Annotated in this window: 14 protein-coding genes; 11 read left to right on the top strand and 3 right to left on the bottom strand. The window is 39.8% G+C overall.

Annotated elements, in window-relative coordinates:
- Both HGR01_RS30565 and HGR01_RS30560 read left to right on the top strand, forming a co-directional pair.
- Complete coding sequence (locus HGR01_RS30565) at window positions 1–987, top strand: hypothetical protein (RefSeq protein WP_045868472.1); 987 nt, start codon at window positions 1–3, stop codon at window positions 985–987.
- 17 nt (window positions 988–1004) lie between these two features.
- Window positions 1005–1379: a hypothetical protein gene (locus tag HGR01_RS30560; RefSeq protein WP_096621870.1), complete on the top strand. Its 375-nt coding sequence runs from the start codon at window positions 1005–1007 to the stop codon at window positions 1377–1379.
- A gap of 191 nt (window positions 1380–1570) precedes the next feature.
- Here the strand turns inward: HGR01_RS30560 and HGR01_RS42010 are convergent, their stop codons facing one another.
- From HGR01_RS42010 to HGR01_RS30545, 3 genes are all read right to left on the bottom strand, one after another.
- Window positions 1571–1930, bottom strand: coding sequence for a hypothetical protein (locus HGR01_RS42010; RefSeq protein WP_045868474.1), 360 nt, complete (start codon window positions 1928–1930; stop codon window positions 1571–1573).
- Between the two features lie 18 nt (window positions 1931–1948).
- Window positions 1949–3484, bottom strand: a complete 1536-nt coding sequence (gene xisF / locus HGR01_RS30550; protein ID WP_045868475.1) for a fdxN element excision recombinase XisF — start codon at window positions 3482–3484, stop codon at window positions 1949–1951.
- 301 nt (window positions 3485–3785) lie between these two features.
- A complete protein-coding gene (locus tag HGR01_RS30545; RefSeq protein WP_045868476.1) occupies window positions 3786–4733 on the bottom strand; it encodes a hypothetical protein in 948 nt (315 codons plus the stop codon).
- A gap of 331 nt (window positions 4734–5064) precedes the next feature.
- Between HGR01_RS30545 and HGR01_RS30540 the strand changes: the two genes are divergently transcribed.
- The 9 genes from HGR01_RS30540 (at window position 5065) to HGR01_RS30500 (ending at window position 15817) form a co-directional block, all read left to right on the top strand.
- On the top strand, window positions 5065–6639 hold the full coding sequence (locus tag HGR01_RS30540) for a type I restriction-modification system subunit M (RefSeq protein ID WP_264264219.1): 1575 nt from the start codon (window positions 5065–5067) through the stop codon (window positions 6637–6639).
- Window positions 6636–8120: a type I restriction-modification system subunit M gene (locus HGR01_RS30535; protein WP_045868925.1), complete on the top strand. Its 1485-nt coding sequence runs from the start codon at window positions 6636–6638 to the stop codon at window positions 8118–8120. The genes HGR01_RS30540 and HGR01_RS30535 overlap by 4 nt, the downstream gene beginning before the upstream one ends.
- Window positions 8121–8286: 166 nt before the next feature.
- Window positions 8287–8616: a type II toxin-antitoxin system RelE/ParE family toxin gene (locus HGR01_RS30530; protein ID WP_045868478.1), complete on the top strand. Its 330-nt coding sequence runs from the start codon at window positions 8287–8289 to the stop codon at window positions 8614–8616.
- Window positions 8609–9715 (top strand): HigA family addiction module antitoxin, encoded by a 1107-nt coding sequence (locus HGR01_RS30525; protein WP_045868479.1) that lies wholly within the window; start codon window positions 8609–8611, stop codon window positions 9713–9715. Before HGR01_RS30530 ends, HGR01_RS30525 begins: the two co-directional genes overlap by 8 nt.
- A 7-nt stretch (window positions 9716–9722) precedes the next feature.
- On the top strand, window positions 9723–10937 hold the full coding sequence (locus tag HGR01_RS30520; protein WP_045868480.1) for a restriction endonuclease subunit S: 1215 nt from the start codon (window positions 9723–9725) through the stop codon (window positions 10935–10937).
- Window positions 10937–12634, top strand: coding sequence for a type I restriction endonuclease subunit R (locus tag HGR01_RS30515; RefSeq protein WP_228045642.1), 1698 nt, complete (start codon window positions 10937–10939; stop codon window positions 12632–12634). The genes HGR01_RS30520 and HGR01_RS30515 overlap by 1 nt, the downstream gene beginning before the upstream one ends.
- 49 nt (window positions 12635–12683) lie before the next feature.
- Entirely contained in the window at window positions 12684–13976 is a 1293-nt protein-coding gene (locus HGR01_RS30510; protein WP_081583904.1) for an ISKra4 family transposase, read from the top strand.
- Between the two features lie 42 nt (window positions 13977–14018).
- Window positions 14019–14408, top strand: a complete 390-nt coding sequence (locus HGR01_RS30505) for a hypothetical protein (RefSeq protein ID WP_045868481.1) — start codon at window positions 14019–14021, stop codon at window positions 14406–14408.
- Window positions 14409–14554: 146 nt separating this feature from the next.
- The gene (locus tag HGR01_RS30500) at window positions 14555–15817 is read left to right on the top strand and encodes a UvrB domain 3-containing protein (protein ID WP_413777626.1); all 1263 of its coding nucleotides are present in this window, start codon (window positions 14555–14557) and stop codon (window positions 15815–15817) included.
- The last annotated feature ends 59 nt before the right edge of the window (window positions 15818–15876 follow it).

Below are 15876 nucleotides of genomic sequence, written 5' to 3'. Positions count from 1 at the left end.
ATGGATATCTTTGTACAAAGTAGAGGCGAAAAATGGTCACAGGAATATACTTGGGTCAAAAATAATCAAAAGACAGATGAACCCTCTATATTGCATCCTTTACGTCCAGTTATTTATGGAAATAATAAATCAGTTTTTTACATAACACATTTTTATGATTGCGAACAACCTTCTATCATAGTTGTGAGATCTAAGGAACAACTACTACTTCTATTAACTGGTATCAAAGCAGAATGGGATGCTCCTGGCGGAGCAATTTATCATTCTGTAGCTTGGTTGAGTAGCAGTAAGTCTCTTTCAAGAGAGGAGAACGTCATACGCAAATTGATAATTCGTGCTTTGGATGACAGGTTGCAGAATGAGATTTCCTCAGTCATAACTGCAACTCCCGAAAATGAACATGGTTTTTATATAAACATTAGCAGACTTGAACAGCTTGAAAAAGATGAAAGTTTGCTACTTGTGAATGGTAAGAGTGATGATCATATTGACAAGATAGGTACAAATAATGAAGAGTTGAAAGCTGATCTTATAAAGGAGTTGACAAGTCAGAGTTTACTCCAAGAAGAAGGTGTTCTTATTGTGGTAAGTGACTTTGTTACTAAAGAAGTTTTTCGAGAAGCAAAAGTTTGGCGAGGTTTGTCCGGGAAATTGAAGAATGAAGCTTGGGAGGCGTATGAGCGAGAAAAAAAGTCTCCTCCTCCAGAGGAATCCTGGAGAAGGAAGAAATTAATTTTGGTAATGTTATTTCTGGTGGCAGTAATATTAGCAGTGCTGTTAATAGGTCAAAGCCAGAGGGAGAATCCTTTGTTCAACCCCCAACACCCACAGAAAGAGCAGAAACAGACAGAAAAAAGCGAACAGAAAGAGCAGAAACAGGCAGAGAATCCTGTGAGAACACCTCCAAGCCAACACCAGGAGCAGAGTTTGATGATGAGCGTTCCGATCAAGAAGACTGCAAAAGCAAACCTTCAAGACTACAGCTAATTGTTTTAATAACTGGCGTGGTAGGTAGCTTAAATAAAGAATACAAAATAGGTTTACGTGTGTTGGCAAAGCTTCATGCTAGAGGCACTTTATACAGCATGGAAAATTGGAAACAGTTAACTAAAGGTCTTCGTAAGTATGAAAGCAATTCTACTGGAAGAGGTAATATAGATTTTTCTTCATTGCTAAATTACGGAAAAGAGCTTTATGCAAATGCATTACCTGAGATAGATCAATTGCCTGAATTTCTCATGTTTATAAAGGATTTAGAAGAACAAGAACTGAACGATTTTTATCTAATTGTATGTCTACTGTACCGCCAGCAGATAGCTCAACTAATGGAAGATGACGAAGAATACATAGAATACTACAAGAAACTTGTTAGAAGCTGAGATGATGCGATCACAAGACTGGAGTATCTGATAGCTAATCTGATAACGTTGCCAAACATAGCACAATCAACTCTTGAGCATCTCACAAGCACATCGCTCAGTTGCTGCTCAGAAGCTTGGATGATGCGATCGCAAGACTTGAGTATCTCATTACTATCTGATGACGCTGCTAAACATACACTAGTGAATATTCATGCCTCGGATTCAAGCTTTTCTAAATCGATTTCACTTAGATCAATTAAGGTGTCTACCTTTTGTTTAACAATCTCTAAAAACTCCTTAAATTGAGGACAATCTTGACACTTTACTTGTTTGCCTGGAATTAAACAATCACATACAAGTTGTAGTCTGTTTTGAAAGCGTCGTTGGCAATTCTTACATTGATATCTTTGTACCCCTTCACTGATTCCACATCTCCAAATCTGATTAGATTTGCATTTGGGGCATTCCATACCATAAATTTGTGGTTTTACTTGCCATTCCTGTAATGCTTGCTGCATTGCTAGCTCACATCTAAGCTTATTTAACAAAAACTCATCCTTAATCTTCATATATATCTCCAATGGTTACTAAATTTTCAAGGTTACTGATTCAATCTGTCCATTGTAGATAAGTATCTTCTGGACAATTTGATGATAGATTTTCACTTTATTGTCTGGTGACAGTGTGTGCCATATTGCTAAATTATTCCCAGCAATAATTATTTCCTCAGTTGTTCTTTGGGTTACTACATCAGATATGAAGGGGTTAATTTCTTCTGCTATCTGTTGACGAACTTTATCTTTTACTTTCTCAATATCAGGATCAAAACCAGGAATTTGCTCTAAAGCTTCTAAACGAGATTCCAACAACTTTAAATTTTCTGACTTTTCTTGTTCTATGCTTGGTTGCTTATCTAGTGACTCATTTGCTAGCATATATGAACGCTGCACTAACGTATTAATGAGAGCATCTTCAATATTTTGTTTGCGGGTAGATTTCTTATTTGAGCAACCCATACCCGCATATCTACAAGCAAAATAGTAATATTTTCCTTGTTCTTTTGATTTACCGCTTTTAGTAATACACTTTGATCCACATTCTGCACAAAAGACTAAGCCTGTCTGATAGGTATATTTTCGATAAACAATAGGGCTATCTAAATTTTGGTTAAAGCCAAAACCTCCAGTTTTAGAGTTGAAGTCTAGAATTTGTTTAATTTCTGCTAATTCTTCATTAGTAATGAGTCTATGCTCTGGATGAGTGTCATGAATAATCTGCCAATTTTCTGGCTTATTTTTTTTTCTTTTACCTTTACTAATAGTAATACGTTGAAAATAAGCAGTATGTCCACATAAAACAGGGTTAGTCAACCAATTTGTAAAGCCAGCAATTGTCCAATGTAATATACTGTCGTGACTATTTCTCTTAGAATTTCTTTTGCTAATGCCATACTTATTGAATATGGCTTTTAAAGCACGGCTTAGTCCTTTCTTTTCTAGAAAAATGTCAATACAATCTCTAGCTATTTGTTTAATAGTTAAGCTCGAAAGCTTAGTTAATTCATCTTCATGGTAAAGCTCTAAATAATTAGCAGGTCTGTCTGATATAAGGCAAAGAAATAAGCGGTTATTTAGCTGATATCTACCATCAACTACTTGATAGCCCCAAGGAAAAGATTCGCTGGCTGCTTGTTTACTTCGACGGTATTCTTTACCATGTCTAATACGTTCTGATAAAAGATCTGTTTCCCATTCAGCAAGAGAACCTAAAACATTGACCATTAACTTCCCTTGGGAAGTATTCAAATCTATTTGCTGGTCTAAGATTTTAAGATTTACTCGTGCTTGTTGATAGATATCTATACACTCGCGTAGTTTGGGTAATGACCTTGCCAACCTATCTATACGGGTAATAATCACTTCGTCAAGTTCTTTTGCACGGACTAAATCCATCAGTTTTTTTAGAGACTTTCTATCATCATTACTACCTGATTGAATATCTTGAAAAATTTCAGTGGCTCCAGCGGATCTTAGTCTTGCTATTTGTTGTTCTAGAGCTTGAGAATCAACAGCTTGTTCGCGGGATGATACTCTGGCATAGCCTACAATTCTTGTTTTTTGCATTACTTTAGCCTCAATATTTTAGTTCTTATTTATAAGAATAATACGAATTTTGTGCATATCCAGCACCAACTGGGTATGCACAAAAAAGCTGTTTTCGTAACAATAAAATCTGATTTTTAAACAATTAAAGTATCCAAATTTATCCATAATTTATTAAAATTATTCCTACACTCTAAGTACTTGGTTATTCCTATCTACAAAAAAATACCCTGATATTTTGATATCAGAGTAATAACAAGAGTGGGAGTTTTGGCTAAATTAGTTAAGTACTATTAAGTGGCTTGTGAAAGAATATTTCATGTTACTGCCAATCCCATTCAAAATAGCCTGATTGGGTTACAGTTCCATGAACAGCAACTCTTTGGTTTGTACTTTTAGTTTGGTAAGGGATACTACCCTGCCAGTAGAGATTAGTGTCAATTATCTCTATTAACGCTCTGTGTGTTTTTAGGTATACTTGCCAAAGTTTTTTAAATTTTATGTTTGATTGTTGAGATCTCAATGCTATCAGTGGGTAGCCTTCCCACTTCATATCCATAAGTATCTGGTAGTATTTTTGTTCAATATCTTGACCTAGATCATGATTGCTAAGATATTTTAGCCAGCGACGATAGTGTTGTTTATTATTTCTCTGATTTGTCCAATATGATTTTATTCGGAATGCTTCTTCTTGCACACTTCTTGTAAATCTAGATTTGAGCATACGAATAAATAGTTCTTGAAAGTTCGCAAAGGGATATTCAATATTTTTGCTTTCTGCCCAAGAAATAATTTCAGGTTCTCCTGCTTTAAACAGGTCATACATAGCTTTGTCAGCTTCAGTCTCTAGTTTTAAATTTTTTAGAGCTTCTGGTGGTAATATTTGTTCAATTGAACCCCCAGGTTGAGTTGGATCTGGAATTAGACGAAATATCTTATTGGGCAACAATATAGCTTTTGCTTGCCAATATAGTTGAACACAGCGCATCCAAATACCTTGGTCTTCATTATCAGGGGCAACATCAAAGACAGCAATATTGCTGATAGCGTTAGCTAAATGGCAAAAATCAGCAGTTTGAGTTTTATCAGGTAAATTAATTAATTTAAAAGGTATGTGTTGACGTTTGATACCCAATAATCTGTCATCAGCAACTACTTTCGCAGATGATAGTGCTAGAAATTCTCTCAATGGTACTTCTCTCGAACAACCATTATTATCAAATATTTCATAGATAGTTTCGTCTAGAATTACATCATATAGCTGCTTCATATTTCACCTAATTTTATTTAATAAACATCATTGCTGCTTTTGGGTGTGGCGATCGCATGAACCATATTCTTTGGGTAGATACACTCTAGCAATGATTTCATCTTCTAGACACAGGCACGTATTATTTGACCTATGAGCTTAAGTAATTAAATAAAATTTAAGGCAAAATAGGAATTAGCGTACTACACCTTTCAAGGTGGCAACGTTTTTTTAGTATTTATTTAATTATTGAATATCACCAAAATCCACAAATCTGCATGGTTGTGGTAAGAGTAAACAGCAGATTATCGTAGGTAAAAACAAGTTAAAGTTGTTATCGCCAGGAAAAATCTTGGCAAGAGTTTATGCTGATAAAACTAAGTCCAGGAAACTCCTGCCCATTTTAGTACAGAGCAACATGATCCAGGGAACATTATTTGAAACTTCCATCACCTTGCCGGAGTTGTCATCTCATTTGTGGGAAGCAGCGAATATTCTGCGTGGAAGTCCCGTGGATCGCACCGACTGGAAGAGTTACATTCTGCCATTGCTGTTCTTCAAGCGCATTTGCGATGTCTGGGACGAAGAACGTCAAACAATGATTGAAGAATACGGAGAACACTTTCCCGACGAACATCGCTTTCAAATTCCTGAAGGTAGCCACTGGCAAGACGTGCGTGAGGCATCTAGTAATGTGGGTACTGTTCTACAAAATGCCCTACGTAATATTGAAGTTGCCAACCAGAAACATCTATACGGTGTATTTGGGGATGCTCAGTGGACAAACAAGGAAAAGCTGTCTGATCAACTGCTAAAAGACCTTATTGAACACTTCTCTGCTCTTAACCTTAGCAACAAGCGTGTCCACAGCCATGTCATGGGCGATGCCTATGAATACTTGATCAAGAAGTTTGCTGATACTACCAAGAATAAAGCTGGGGAATTTTACACCCCACGTAGTGTAGTACATCTGATGGTAGATATGTTAGATCCCCAAGAAGGGGAAACAGTTTACGATCCAGCTTGTGGTACAGGAGGAATGCTACTTGCTGCTGTCACCCATTTACGCAATAAAGGTGGAGATGCAAGGACATTCTTTGGCAAGTTATATGGGCAAGAGAAGAATTTAACAACTGCTTCCACTGCTCGCATGAATTTATTCCTTCACGAAGTGGAAGATTTTGTCATTGAACGTGGTGATACACTGCGTACACCTTTCTTCACCAACCCAGATACGCATAGTTTAGCTGAATTTGATGTGGTAATTGCTAATCCGCCATTTTCTTTAGAAAAGTGGGGACGGGAAGTTTGGGAGGTTGACCCCTGGGGACGAGCTTTTGCAGGTCTACCTACAGATAGTAGTGGTGATTTTGCCTGGGTACAACACATGATCAAGTCAATGGCAAAGCCACATGGAAGGATGGCAGTTGTGTTACCTCAAGGTGCATTATTTCGTGGTGGGGTAGAAGGGCAAATTAGACGCACCCTGCTGGAAATGGACATGATTGAGGCAGTGATTGGATTAGCACCAAACTTATTTTATGGCACTGGTTTAGCTGCTTGTATCTTGGTACTGCGTCAGCATAAAGCTAAAGCACGAGCAGGTAAGGTATTAATTATCGATGCTTCAACCCTGTTCCGTAAAGGACGTGCCCAAAACTTTTTAGAGTCAGAACACACCTCAGAAATTCTGCGTTGGTATCAAGAATTTACAGATGTTGAGGATCGCGCACGGGTTGTTTCCTTGGAGGAAATTGAAAAGGAAGGATGGACACTGAATATCTCGCGTTATGTCTTACCGCCTATAGGAGCAGATATTCCTCCCTTAGAAGATGCGATCGCATCTTTTAAAGATGCTTTGGTACAATGCCGAGAAGCTGAGGAACGTCTGCACCAAGTAATGCTGGAAGGGGGGTGGCTGGAGTGAACGAACAAATTACACAACAAGCTATAGAAAGTTATCTGTGGGGAGCAGCTACCATTCTGCGTGGGCTAGTTGATGCCGGGGACTACAAACAATATGTCTTTCCCTTGCTGTTTTACAAACGCCTATCTGATGTTTGGGATGAGGAATTTGCCAAAGCACTGGCTGACACAAGTGATGCTAATTATGCTCGTGACACTGCCAATGATCGCTTTATTATCCCTGATGGATCACACTGGAAAGATGTCCGCGTTGTTGCCAAGGATGTTGGTAAAGCTTTACAAGATGCCATGCGGAGCATTGAAACCGCTAACCCTGGTCGTTTAGATGGTATTTTTGGTGATGCTCCTTGGACAAATAAGGAACGTCTTTCAGATTTTGATATTAAAGAGCTGATTGAACATTTCTCAAGTGTGGTGCTGTCCCTAGCTAATGTTCCTGAAGATGAATTAGGTAATGCTTACGAGTATTTAATTAAGCAATTTGCTGATGACAGTGGACATACAGCACAAGAATTTTACACCAACCGTACAGTTGTACATTTAATGGTGCAGATGCTTGCACCGAAATCTGGCGATCGCATTTACGATCCTACCTGCGGTACAGGAGGAATGTTAATTTCGGCGTTAACTGAGGTGAAGCGTACAGGTGGAGAACATCGCACCCTCAAGCTTTATGGACAGGAACGTAACCACATGACTGCTTCTATTGCTCGCATGAATTTGGTGCTGCACGGTGTAGATGATTATCAAGTCATGCGTGGTGATACCTTGGACAATCCCGCTTTTAGTGAAGACGATCAACTAAAAACTTTTGATGTAGTTCTTGCCAATCCCCCCTACTCTATTAAACAGTGGAACCGGGAAAAGTTTCAAAGTGACCCTTGGCAGCGTAATTTTTTAGGAACACCGCCTCAAGGAAGGGCTGACTATGCCTTTTTTCAGCATATTTTGAAAAGTCTTGACCCAGAAACGGGACGCTGTGCCATTCTTTTTCCGCATGGGGTACTGTTCCGTAAAGAAGAAGCTGAAATGCGTAAAAAGTTGGTTGAAGCTGATTTGGTGGAATGTGTCCTTGGTTTAGGAGCAAACCTGTTTTACAATTCGCCAATGGAAGCTTGTATTATTATTTGCCGTACTCGCAAGCCACCAAAACGTCAAGGGCAGATTTTATTTATTGATGCTGTTCATGAAGTAGCTCGTGTGCAAGGACAAAGTTTTCTCAAACCAGAACATCAGTCACGTATTTTCAGTGCGTATCAAAGTTACATTAATGACCCTGGCTTTGCTACAGTTGCTACTTTAGAGGAAATTGCTGCCCAGGACTATAGCTTATCCATCCCGCTTTATGTGCGACGAAAAACAGCCAATAGCCAAACTGAGGATCTCAAGACGCTAGCAGAAGTTTGGGCAGACTGGGAACAAGGTAGTAGAGCTTTTTGGCAAGAAATGGATGCCTTAGTTGATATGCTGGATTCCTTGTAAACTAATTTATTTACTGGAATGGTAAAGTATTAGCTAAAACCTAGTTGGCAACAATAGTATAAAAAATTTATTTACCAAAATGGTAAAGCATCATTGATATGATATGTTCTCTGGACATAACAAATTTGTTTACCAAAGTGGTAAACTTGTATTAGTCTATTAACGAATGGAAATCACTTTCGGCGATCGCAAACTACAAAAACTATGCGAGCAACAAGACCTAGCGCAAAGAAAATTGGGTGCAAACTGTGCCAAGAAATTGAGAACCCGATTGGCGGATCTTGCTGCTGTTAGTTGTGTCACGGAATTAGTTATGGGTCGTCCCCATCCCTTAACGGGAGATAGAGCAGGTGAATTTGCAGTAGACCTAGAAGGTGGTACACGACTTGTATTTAAGCCAGATAACGAACCCATCCCCTTGAATGAGGATGGAAGCATTGATTGGTCAAAAGTCACTGCTGTTTGTATTGTTTTCATCGGAGATTACCATGATTAAGACAACCCGTCCCTTTACACCAGATTGGGTTTCTCCCCCTGGTGATACTATCGCTGATTTCTTAGAAGAGCGTGATTGGACACAAGTGCAGTTAGCAGAGCGTTTAGGCTATACCACGAAACATATCAGTCAGTTAATTAATGGCAAAGCACCCATTAATGAAGAAACTGCCATGAAGTTGGAACGGGTTTTAGGGAGTACAGCAGCATTCTGGCTCAATCGTGAAGCCCAATATCGCGCTGCTTTAGCACGGATAGAAGAAGAAAACCGCTTAAAGGGTTGGACATCTTGGTTAGATCAGTTACCAGTCAAAGAATTGATGAACCAAGGTGTAATTCCCAAGTGCAATTTAATTGCCAAGAATAAACCTAGCTTGGTAAAAAAGTTATTACATTTTTTCGGTGTGGCTTCGCCGGACGAGTGGCGAAGTTACTATGCAGGTATGGAAATTTTCTTTCGTCGTACTCGCGACGAACAAAGTGATGTTGCTGCTATTTCTGCTTGGTTACGTTTGGGTGAAATAGAAGCAGAAAAACTAGACTGTCCCAAATACAGTAAACCAAAGTTTGAAAAAGTAGTGCGGGAAATTCGCTCTTTGACAGTGTTACCACCAGATGAATTTGAACCACAGATGCAACAGTTGTGCCGAGAAGCAGGGGTTGTACTTGTTTTAGTACCAGCAATTAAGAGAGCGCACGTCAGTGGTGTAGCACGGTGGCTAAATCCCCACAAGGCATTGATTCAACTTTCACTTTATGGTAAGACCAATGACCGCTTCTGGTTTAATTTCTTCCATGAAGCAGCACATATCCTACTACATGATAAAGAAAATATTTTTCTGGATGAATGGGATGGTGGGGAAAGTTTGGCATCTGAACCAGAACGCGAAGCAAATCAATGGTCGCGTGAAATTTTGATACCACCTCAGTACGACAGAGAATTAGCGCAACTTAAATCTAAAGCTGATGTTGTTGATTTTGCTGAACGTATAGGTATTCATCCGGCTATTGTCGTAGGTCGGCTGCAACATGATTGTATAATTCCTATCTCTTGGATGAATGGTTTGAAGGAGAGTTTATGTTTTCAAGGGGTAGAATAAGTACAATATGATACAAGCTGACACTTTAAAAGCAGGGTGGAAATTGGTAAAGTTTGGGGATGTTGTACGCCTCAGCAAAGACCGTGCTACTAACCCAGAAGCAGAAGGTATTGAGCGATACGTGGGACTTGAGCATATTGACCCTGATGATTTACGCATTCGGCGTTGGGGTCTTGTAGCTGAGGGAACAACTTTTACTAGCAAATTTAAGCCCCGACAGGTTTTATTTGGTAAGCGTCGAGCCTATCAACGAAAAGTTGCTGTTGCCGATTTCGAGGGGGTTTGCTCTGGTGATATTTATGTGTTTGAGAGTGCTAATCCAAAAGTGCTACTTTCTGAACTTCTACCATTTATTTGCCAGACGGAGAGGTTTTCTGAATATGCTGTAGGTACTTCAGCAGGGTCATTATCTCCGCGAACAAACTGGGCAAGTCTTGCGAATTTTGAGTTTTTTCTGCCGCCCCTAGAGGAGCAAAAGCGCATAACTAAGTTAATTAATACAGTTGAAAAAACTAACAACGAGCTTAAATTAGCTAGAGATTTAGCCGAAAAATTGCGTAAGTCATTATTGATCAATATTTTTAATAACTTAATGTCATCAGGTTCAATTGAATTGCCGCTATTAGGAATTACTACCGATTGCAATCGCATTAAAGTAGAACAAGCTGGAAGTGTTTTGATGGGACGGCAACTCTCACCGAAATACAAAACAGGTCTATTCTCACGACCATACCTGCGTGTCGCTAATGTATTTGATGGGTACATTGATATTAAAGAAGTCTACGAGATGGATTTCTCTGATGTTGAATTTGAAACATTCAAATTGTCTAGAGGTGACATTTTATTAAATGAAGGTCAAAGTAGGGAGTTAGTTGGACGAAGTGCAATTTATAGAAATGATGTTGAGAATTGTTGCTTTCAAAATACACTAATTCGTTTTCGACCAGCACAGACAGTAATACCAGAATATGCTCATTACTATTTCCAGTACAGCCAATACACTGGTCGTTTCGTACAAATAGCAAAGCAGACTACATCAATAGCTCACTTAGGTGTGCAGCGATTTGCAGCAATGCAATTTCCTTTAATTGATATAAATATTCAAAAAGAAATAGTCAAAATTTTATTAAATGCTGTACAGACAATTAGCAAGTTAAATCAAAGAATAGAATCAGCTAAATATATAAAAAAATATACATTAAATGAAATTCTGAAAATGTGATGTTCAACGAATCCAACACCGTCGAAGCTTTTGTCCGTGATATCCTCTGCGGTAAAATTATCCAAACCGCACTACCTCAACCTGGCTTATCACGCAAAAATAGAAATATCAACGGTGTCGGTTGGCACTACTTTCCTGCAGGAAATATCCCCCGCCAATCTCAAGAAGTTTTCGTTGAAACTTTTGTCCGTGAAGCTTTAATCCGCCTCAACCCAGAAATCGCCGCCAACACTAACCGAGCAGAAGAAGTTCTCTACCGCTTACGGGCAATTGTGCTGTCAGTCCGCAGTGATGGACTCATCCGCGCCAACGAAGAATTTACAACTTGGATGCGTGGCGATCGCACGATGCCCTTTGGACTCAACCACGAACACACCAGTGTCCGCCTCATCGACTTTGACAACCTAGAAAATAATCAATATATTCTCACAACCCAATACTCCTACCGTGCCGGGGCAGAAGAACGCCGCGCCGATTTAGTGCTGCTAGTTAATGGCTTTCCCCTTGTCCTGATAGAAGCTAAAACCCCGGTGAGGAAAGCAGTAAGCTGGGTAGATGGAGCCTTACAGGTACATGACGACTATGAGAAAAATGTCCCAGAATTGTTTGCCTGTAACGTCTTCAGTGTAGCCACAGAAGGCAAAGAATTACGCTACGGTTCGATCCGTATGCCTATCGACTTGTGGGGTCCTTGGCGACTGGATGATGACACACCCCCCGCTAGCCTCGCTGCCCTCAAACATACGATTGCTTCTCTACTTAGTCCCGCAGTTGTCCTGGATATCCTGAATCACTTCACATTATTTGCTACTGACAACAAAAAGCGTCGCATCAAAATTATCTGCCGCTATCAACAATACGAAGCTGTCAACCTGATTGTTAACCGTGTGCTGGCAGGTAGACCCAAGAAAGGGTTAATTTGGCATTTCCAAGGCTCAGGTAAATCCCTGTTAATGGTGTTTGCAGCTCAAAAAATGCGCTTGCGATCGCAACTGCGTAACCCAACAGTGCTGATTGTCGTAGATCGCATTGATTTAGATGCCCAAATTAGCGCCACCTTCCACGCTTCAGATATTCCCAACTTAATAAAAGCCGAAACCCGTGCAGAGTTAGAAAGGTTGCTGAAGCAGGACACACGCAAAATTATCATTACTACTATATTTAGATTTGGGGAAGCACAAGGTATTCTTAATCCCCGTGAAAATATTATCGTGCTTGTAGATGAAGCACACCGTACTCAGGAAGGTGGCTTAGGCTTGAAAATGCGAGCAGCATTACCGAACGCTTTTCTGTTTGGCTTTACAGGTACGCCAATTAATCAAAGCGATCGCAATACCTTTTATGCCTTTGGCGCAGAAGAAGATGAGCGCGGTTACATGAGTCGCTATGGTTTTAAAGAATCAATCCGCGACGGAGCAACACTTCCCCTGCATTTTGAGCCACGTCTGGTAGAACTGCATATTGACAAAGATGCGATCGACCAAGCTTATGCAGAATTAACAGGTGGGTTATCAGATTTAGATAAAGAAACCCTCGCCAAAGCAGTTTCTAAAATGGCAGTGCTGGTGAAAGTCCCAGACCGGATTACCAACATTTGTGCCGACATTGCTGAACATTACCAACAAAAAGTTGCTCCCAATGGCTTTAAAGGCATGGTCGTTACGGGTGAACGAAAAAAAGTGTGGGAGAGGAGTTAGCGGACAAATTCCGCTAACATATCTGAGATGCCATAAAACCAAACTTCCCATGAACAACCACCAATCAATTCTGTCTCACATCAATGACACACTCCAGGACTTACCGGAGTGTCACCATTTAGAAGAATTTGTGGGCGAATTTTACAATATGTGGCTAAAATTAGGGAACTTTGTGCAACAAAGCTTATTCCAAGCCTTAATTGAAGAAAAAGAAGCCGAATACTCACATCCGAGAACTAAACGAGAAAAAAGATATTACACTCCATTAGGTGAAATGGTTGTTGTACGTAGAGCTTATGAGACAACAGATGGTATTAAAGTCAAAGTTGATGAAGAGTTAGGACTACCAAAAGATAAATGGCTACCAATGGTATTAGAATTAGCCTGTGCCTTGGGAGTTAGTAGTGAATTTCCAAATTCTCACTCCTTGTTTCAAAAATGGACAAGACTAGATTTGACACAAAAAACCTTAGCTAATCAAGTAGAAAAGACAGGAAATCAACTACAAACACAAGAGTTTCAGGTTCGATGTGAGCAAGACACTTCTTCACAGTTTGGAATTCCCAATCAAGAGCAGGAACCACCAGATTTATTATATGTGGGAGTTGATGGAGTCATGACTCCCTTGAATCAAAAACAAGGATATAAAGAAGCAAAAGTTGGTGTAATTTTCTGGAGTAAAGACCATCAAAAAGTTGGTAAAAAAAGAGGTGTTATACGTACTCGGGAATATGTAGCTACTTTAAAATCTCGACCAGAATTTACTCAGAGAGTATCCCAGTTATATAATCAAGTAGCAGGTACAAAACCCACAAAAACCGTAGTAATTGGTGATGGCGCACATTGGATTTGGTCGATGGCATCAGAACAATTTCCAGGTTCGGTGGAAATTCTCGACTTTTTTCATCTCTCGGAATATGTGTGGGCAGTAGCGAAAGCAGCGTATCCAAATAACGAAGACTATCAATTGGATTGGGTAAAAACTCAACAACAATTACTAAAAAAATCACAATGGAATACAGTAATTGAAAATTGTCATCAATTCCCCAAAAAGAAGAAAGATTTAAAGGGAGCTATTACCGATTTAGAGCGTTATTTAACTAATAATCAGAGTCGGATTGATTATCACTCTTATTTAAAAGCTGGTTTAATGATTGGTTCGGGAGTGGTTGAAAGCTCCAATCGGCGTGTGGTTACACAAAGATTAAAACAAGCGGGAATGCATTGGTCTTTATTTGGAGCTGAAGGAGTTATGGCATTAAGGGCAGCATATTTAAGTAATTCAACTCGATGGTCAAATTTTTGGTCATCCAAATCTTACAATTACAGTCAGGTAGCGTAAAGTTTACGATAAAACTTGTCCTTTGAAGTTAGTACTTACATAGTGGTCAAAACAAGAGAACAGAATCTTTCAGATTTAGCACATAGAATAGAACAATTACAAGCCAAAAGAGAAGAAATCAACCAAGAAATCTCTACTCTTCTTAAGAGTGATGTAGCTGCTAATAGTTGTTGGATTGTTCGTTACCGCGCCAAAGGTAAGGGTGGCGCTTATTGGTATTACAAGTGGCAATCAGGAGAACCTATCTTTGTTACCAAAAATGGTAGCAAAAGTTGTCATCAATATATTGGTAAAGCAGGTAGTCCTGCTTTTTTAAAGGCAGTTGAGATGATGAAAAATCGGACAAAAATCGAAGCGTTAAACCAGGTGCTTCATACATTAGAACTAGGACTCAATGACCTAGTTGAAGAAGCGGCAAGATTTCAAAAATAATTCATACTCTCATAAGAGTTAACATCTATATGAGTCAGAGCTTAGTTAGCGTATGATGTACGCTAACTAAGCTCTTCCCCACACCTTTTTTCGTTCACCCGGTCGTTACCTACGATCAAGAATGCTGTCTTTTATATAAAGCAGAACTGGATAAACATCTGCCCCCAGAAGCCAGCGAAATAGTTATTTCCGCCACAGGGAAAGATGAGCGATTAAAACCTTATCTACGTAGTCGCGATCAAGAAGAAAAACTTTTAGATCGGTTCCGTGATGCCAACGATCCACTAAAAATTCTGGTTGTCACCGCAAAATTACTCACAGGATTTGACGCACCGATCCTTCAGGCGATGTACCTAGACAAGCCACTGAAGGCACATACCTTACTCCAAGCCATCTGCCGTACTAATCGCACCTACGGCAATAAAAAAACACACGGTTTGGTAGTAGATTATCTTGGCGTATTTGATGATGTCGCTCAAGCTTTAGACTTTGACGAGCAAGGCTTCCAGCAGGTTGTTTCTGGAATTAGTGCCTTAAAGAACGAACTTCCTGGTGCAGTCCAGAAATGTCTAGCATATTTCCCAGGAGTAGATCGTACCCTTAGTGGTTATGAAGGACTAATTGCCGCGCAGGATTGTTTACCCAACAATGATGTGCGTGATAACTTCGCTGCCGATTACAGTTACCTGGCTAATTTATGGGAAGCAGTATCACCAGATCCCATACTTGTCAACTATGAAACTGATTACAAGTGGCTTTCCCAGGTTTACATTTCAGTTCAACCGACAACTGGCATGGGTAAACTGCTCTGGCACGCACTTGGAGCTAAAACCATTGAGCTAATTCATCAAAACGTCCGTGTGGAAGCAGTGCGTGATGACCTCGAAGAAATCGTCCTGGATGCCGAATTATTAGAGGTGGTGCTAAATTCCGCAGATCCCAAGAACAAAGCCAAGGAAATTGAGATTAAAGTTGCTAGAAGACTTCGCCAACATATTGATAATCCCTGCTTTCGAGCTTTATCAGAGCGTCTAGAAGCTTTGAAAGAACGCCATGAACAAGGACAAATTCATAGTGTAGCCTTCCTAAAGGATTTGCTTGACTTAGCCCGTGACTTGGTGCAAGCAGAAAAAGACACACCGCCAGAGGAAGATGAAGACCGGGGTAAGGCAGCGTTGACAGAGCTATTTTTGGAAGTCCGTAATGAGCAAACGCCCAAAATGGTGGAGCGAATTGTTAATGATATTGACGAAATATTACGCTTAGTACGCTTCCCTGGTTGGCAGAAAACCAGTGCTGGGGAACGGGAAGTCAAGCAAGCCTTACGGAAAACCCTATTTAAATATGCTCTGCACCAAGATAAAGAACTTTTTGAAAAGGCTTATGCTTACATCAAGCAATATTATTAATGGACAAACTTACTAAGTTGAAGGACTAAACCTTTTTCATTTTCACCCTCCACATCCTG

The organism is Tolypothrix sp. PCC 7712 (assembly GCF_025860405.1).
Classification (GTDB): Bacteria; Cyanobacteriota; Cyanobacteriia; order Cyanobacteriales; family Nostocaceae; genus Aulosira; species Aulosira diplosiphon.
This window is presented reverse-complemented; position numbering and strand designations above follow the sequence as displayed.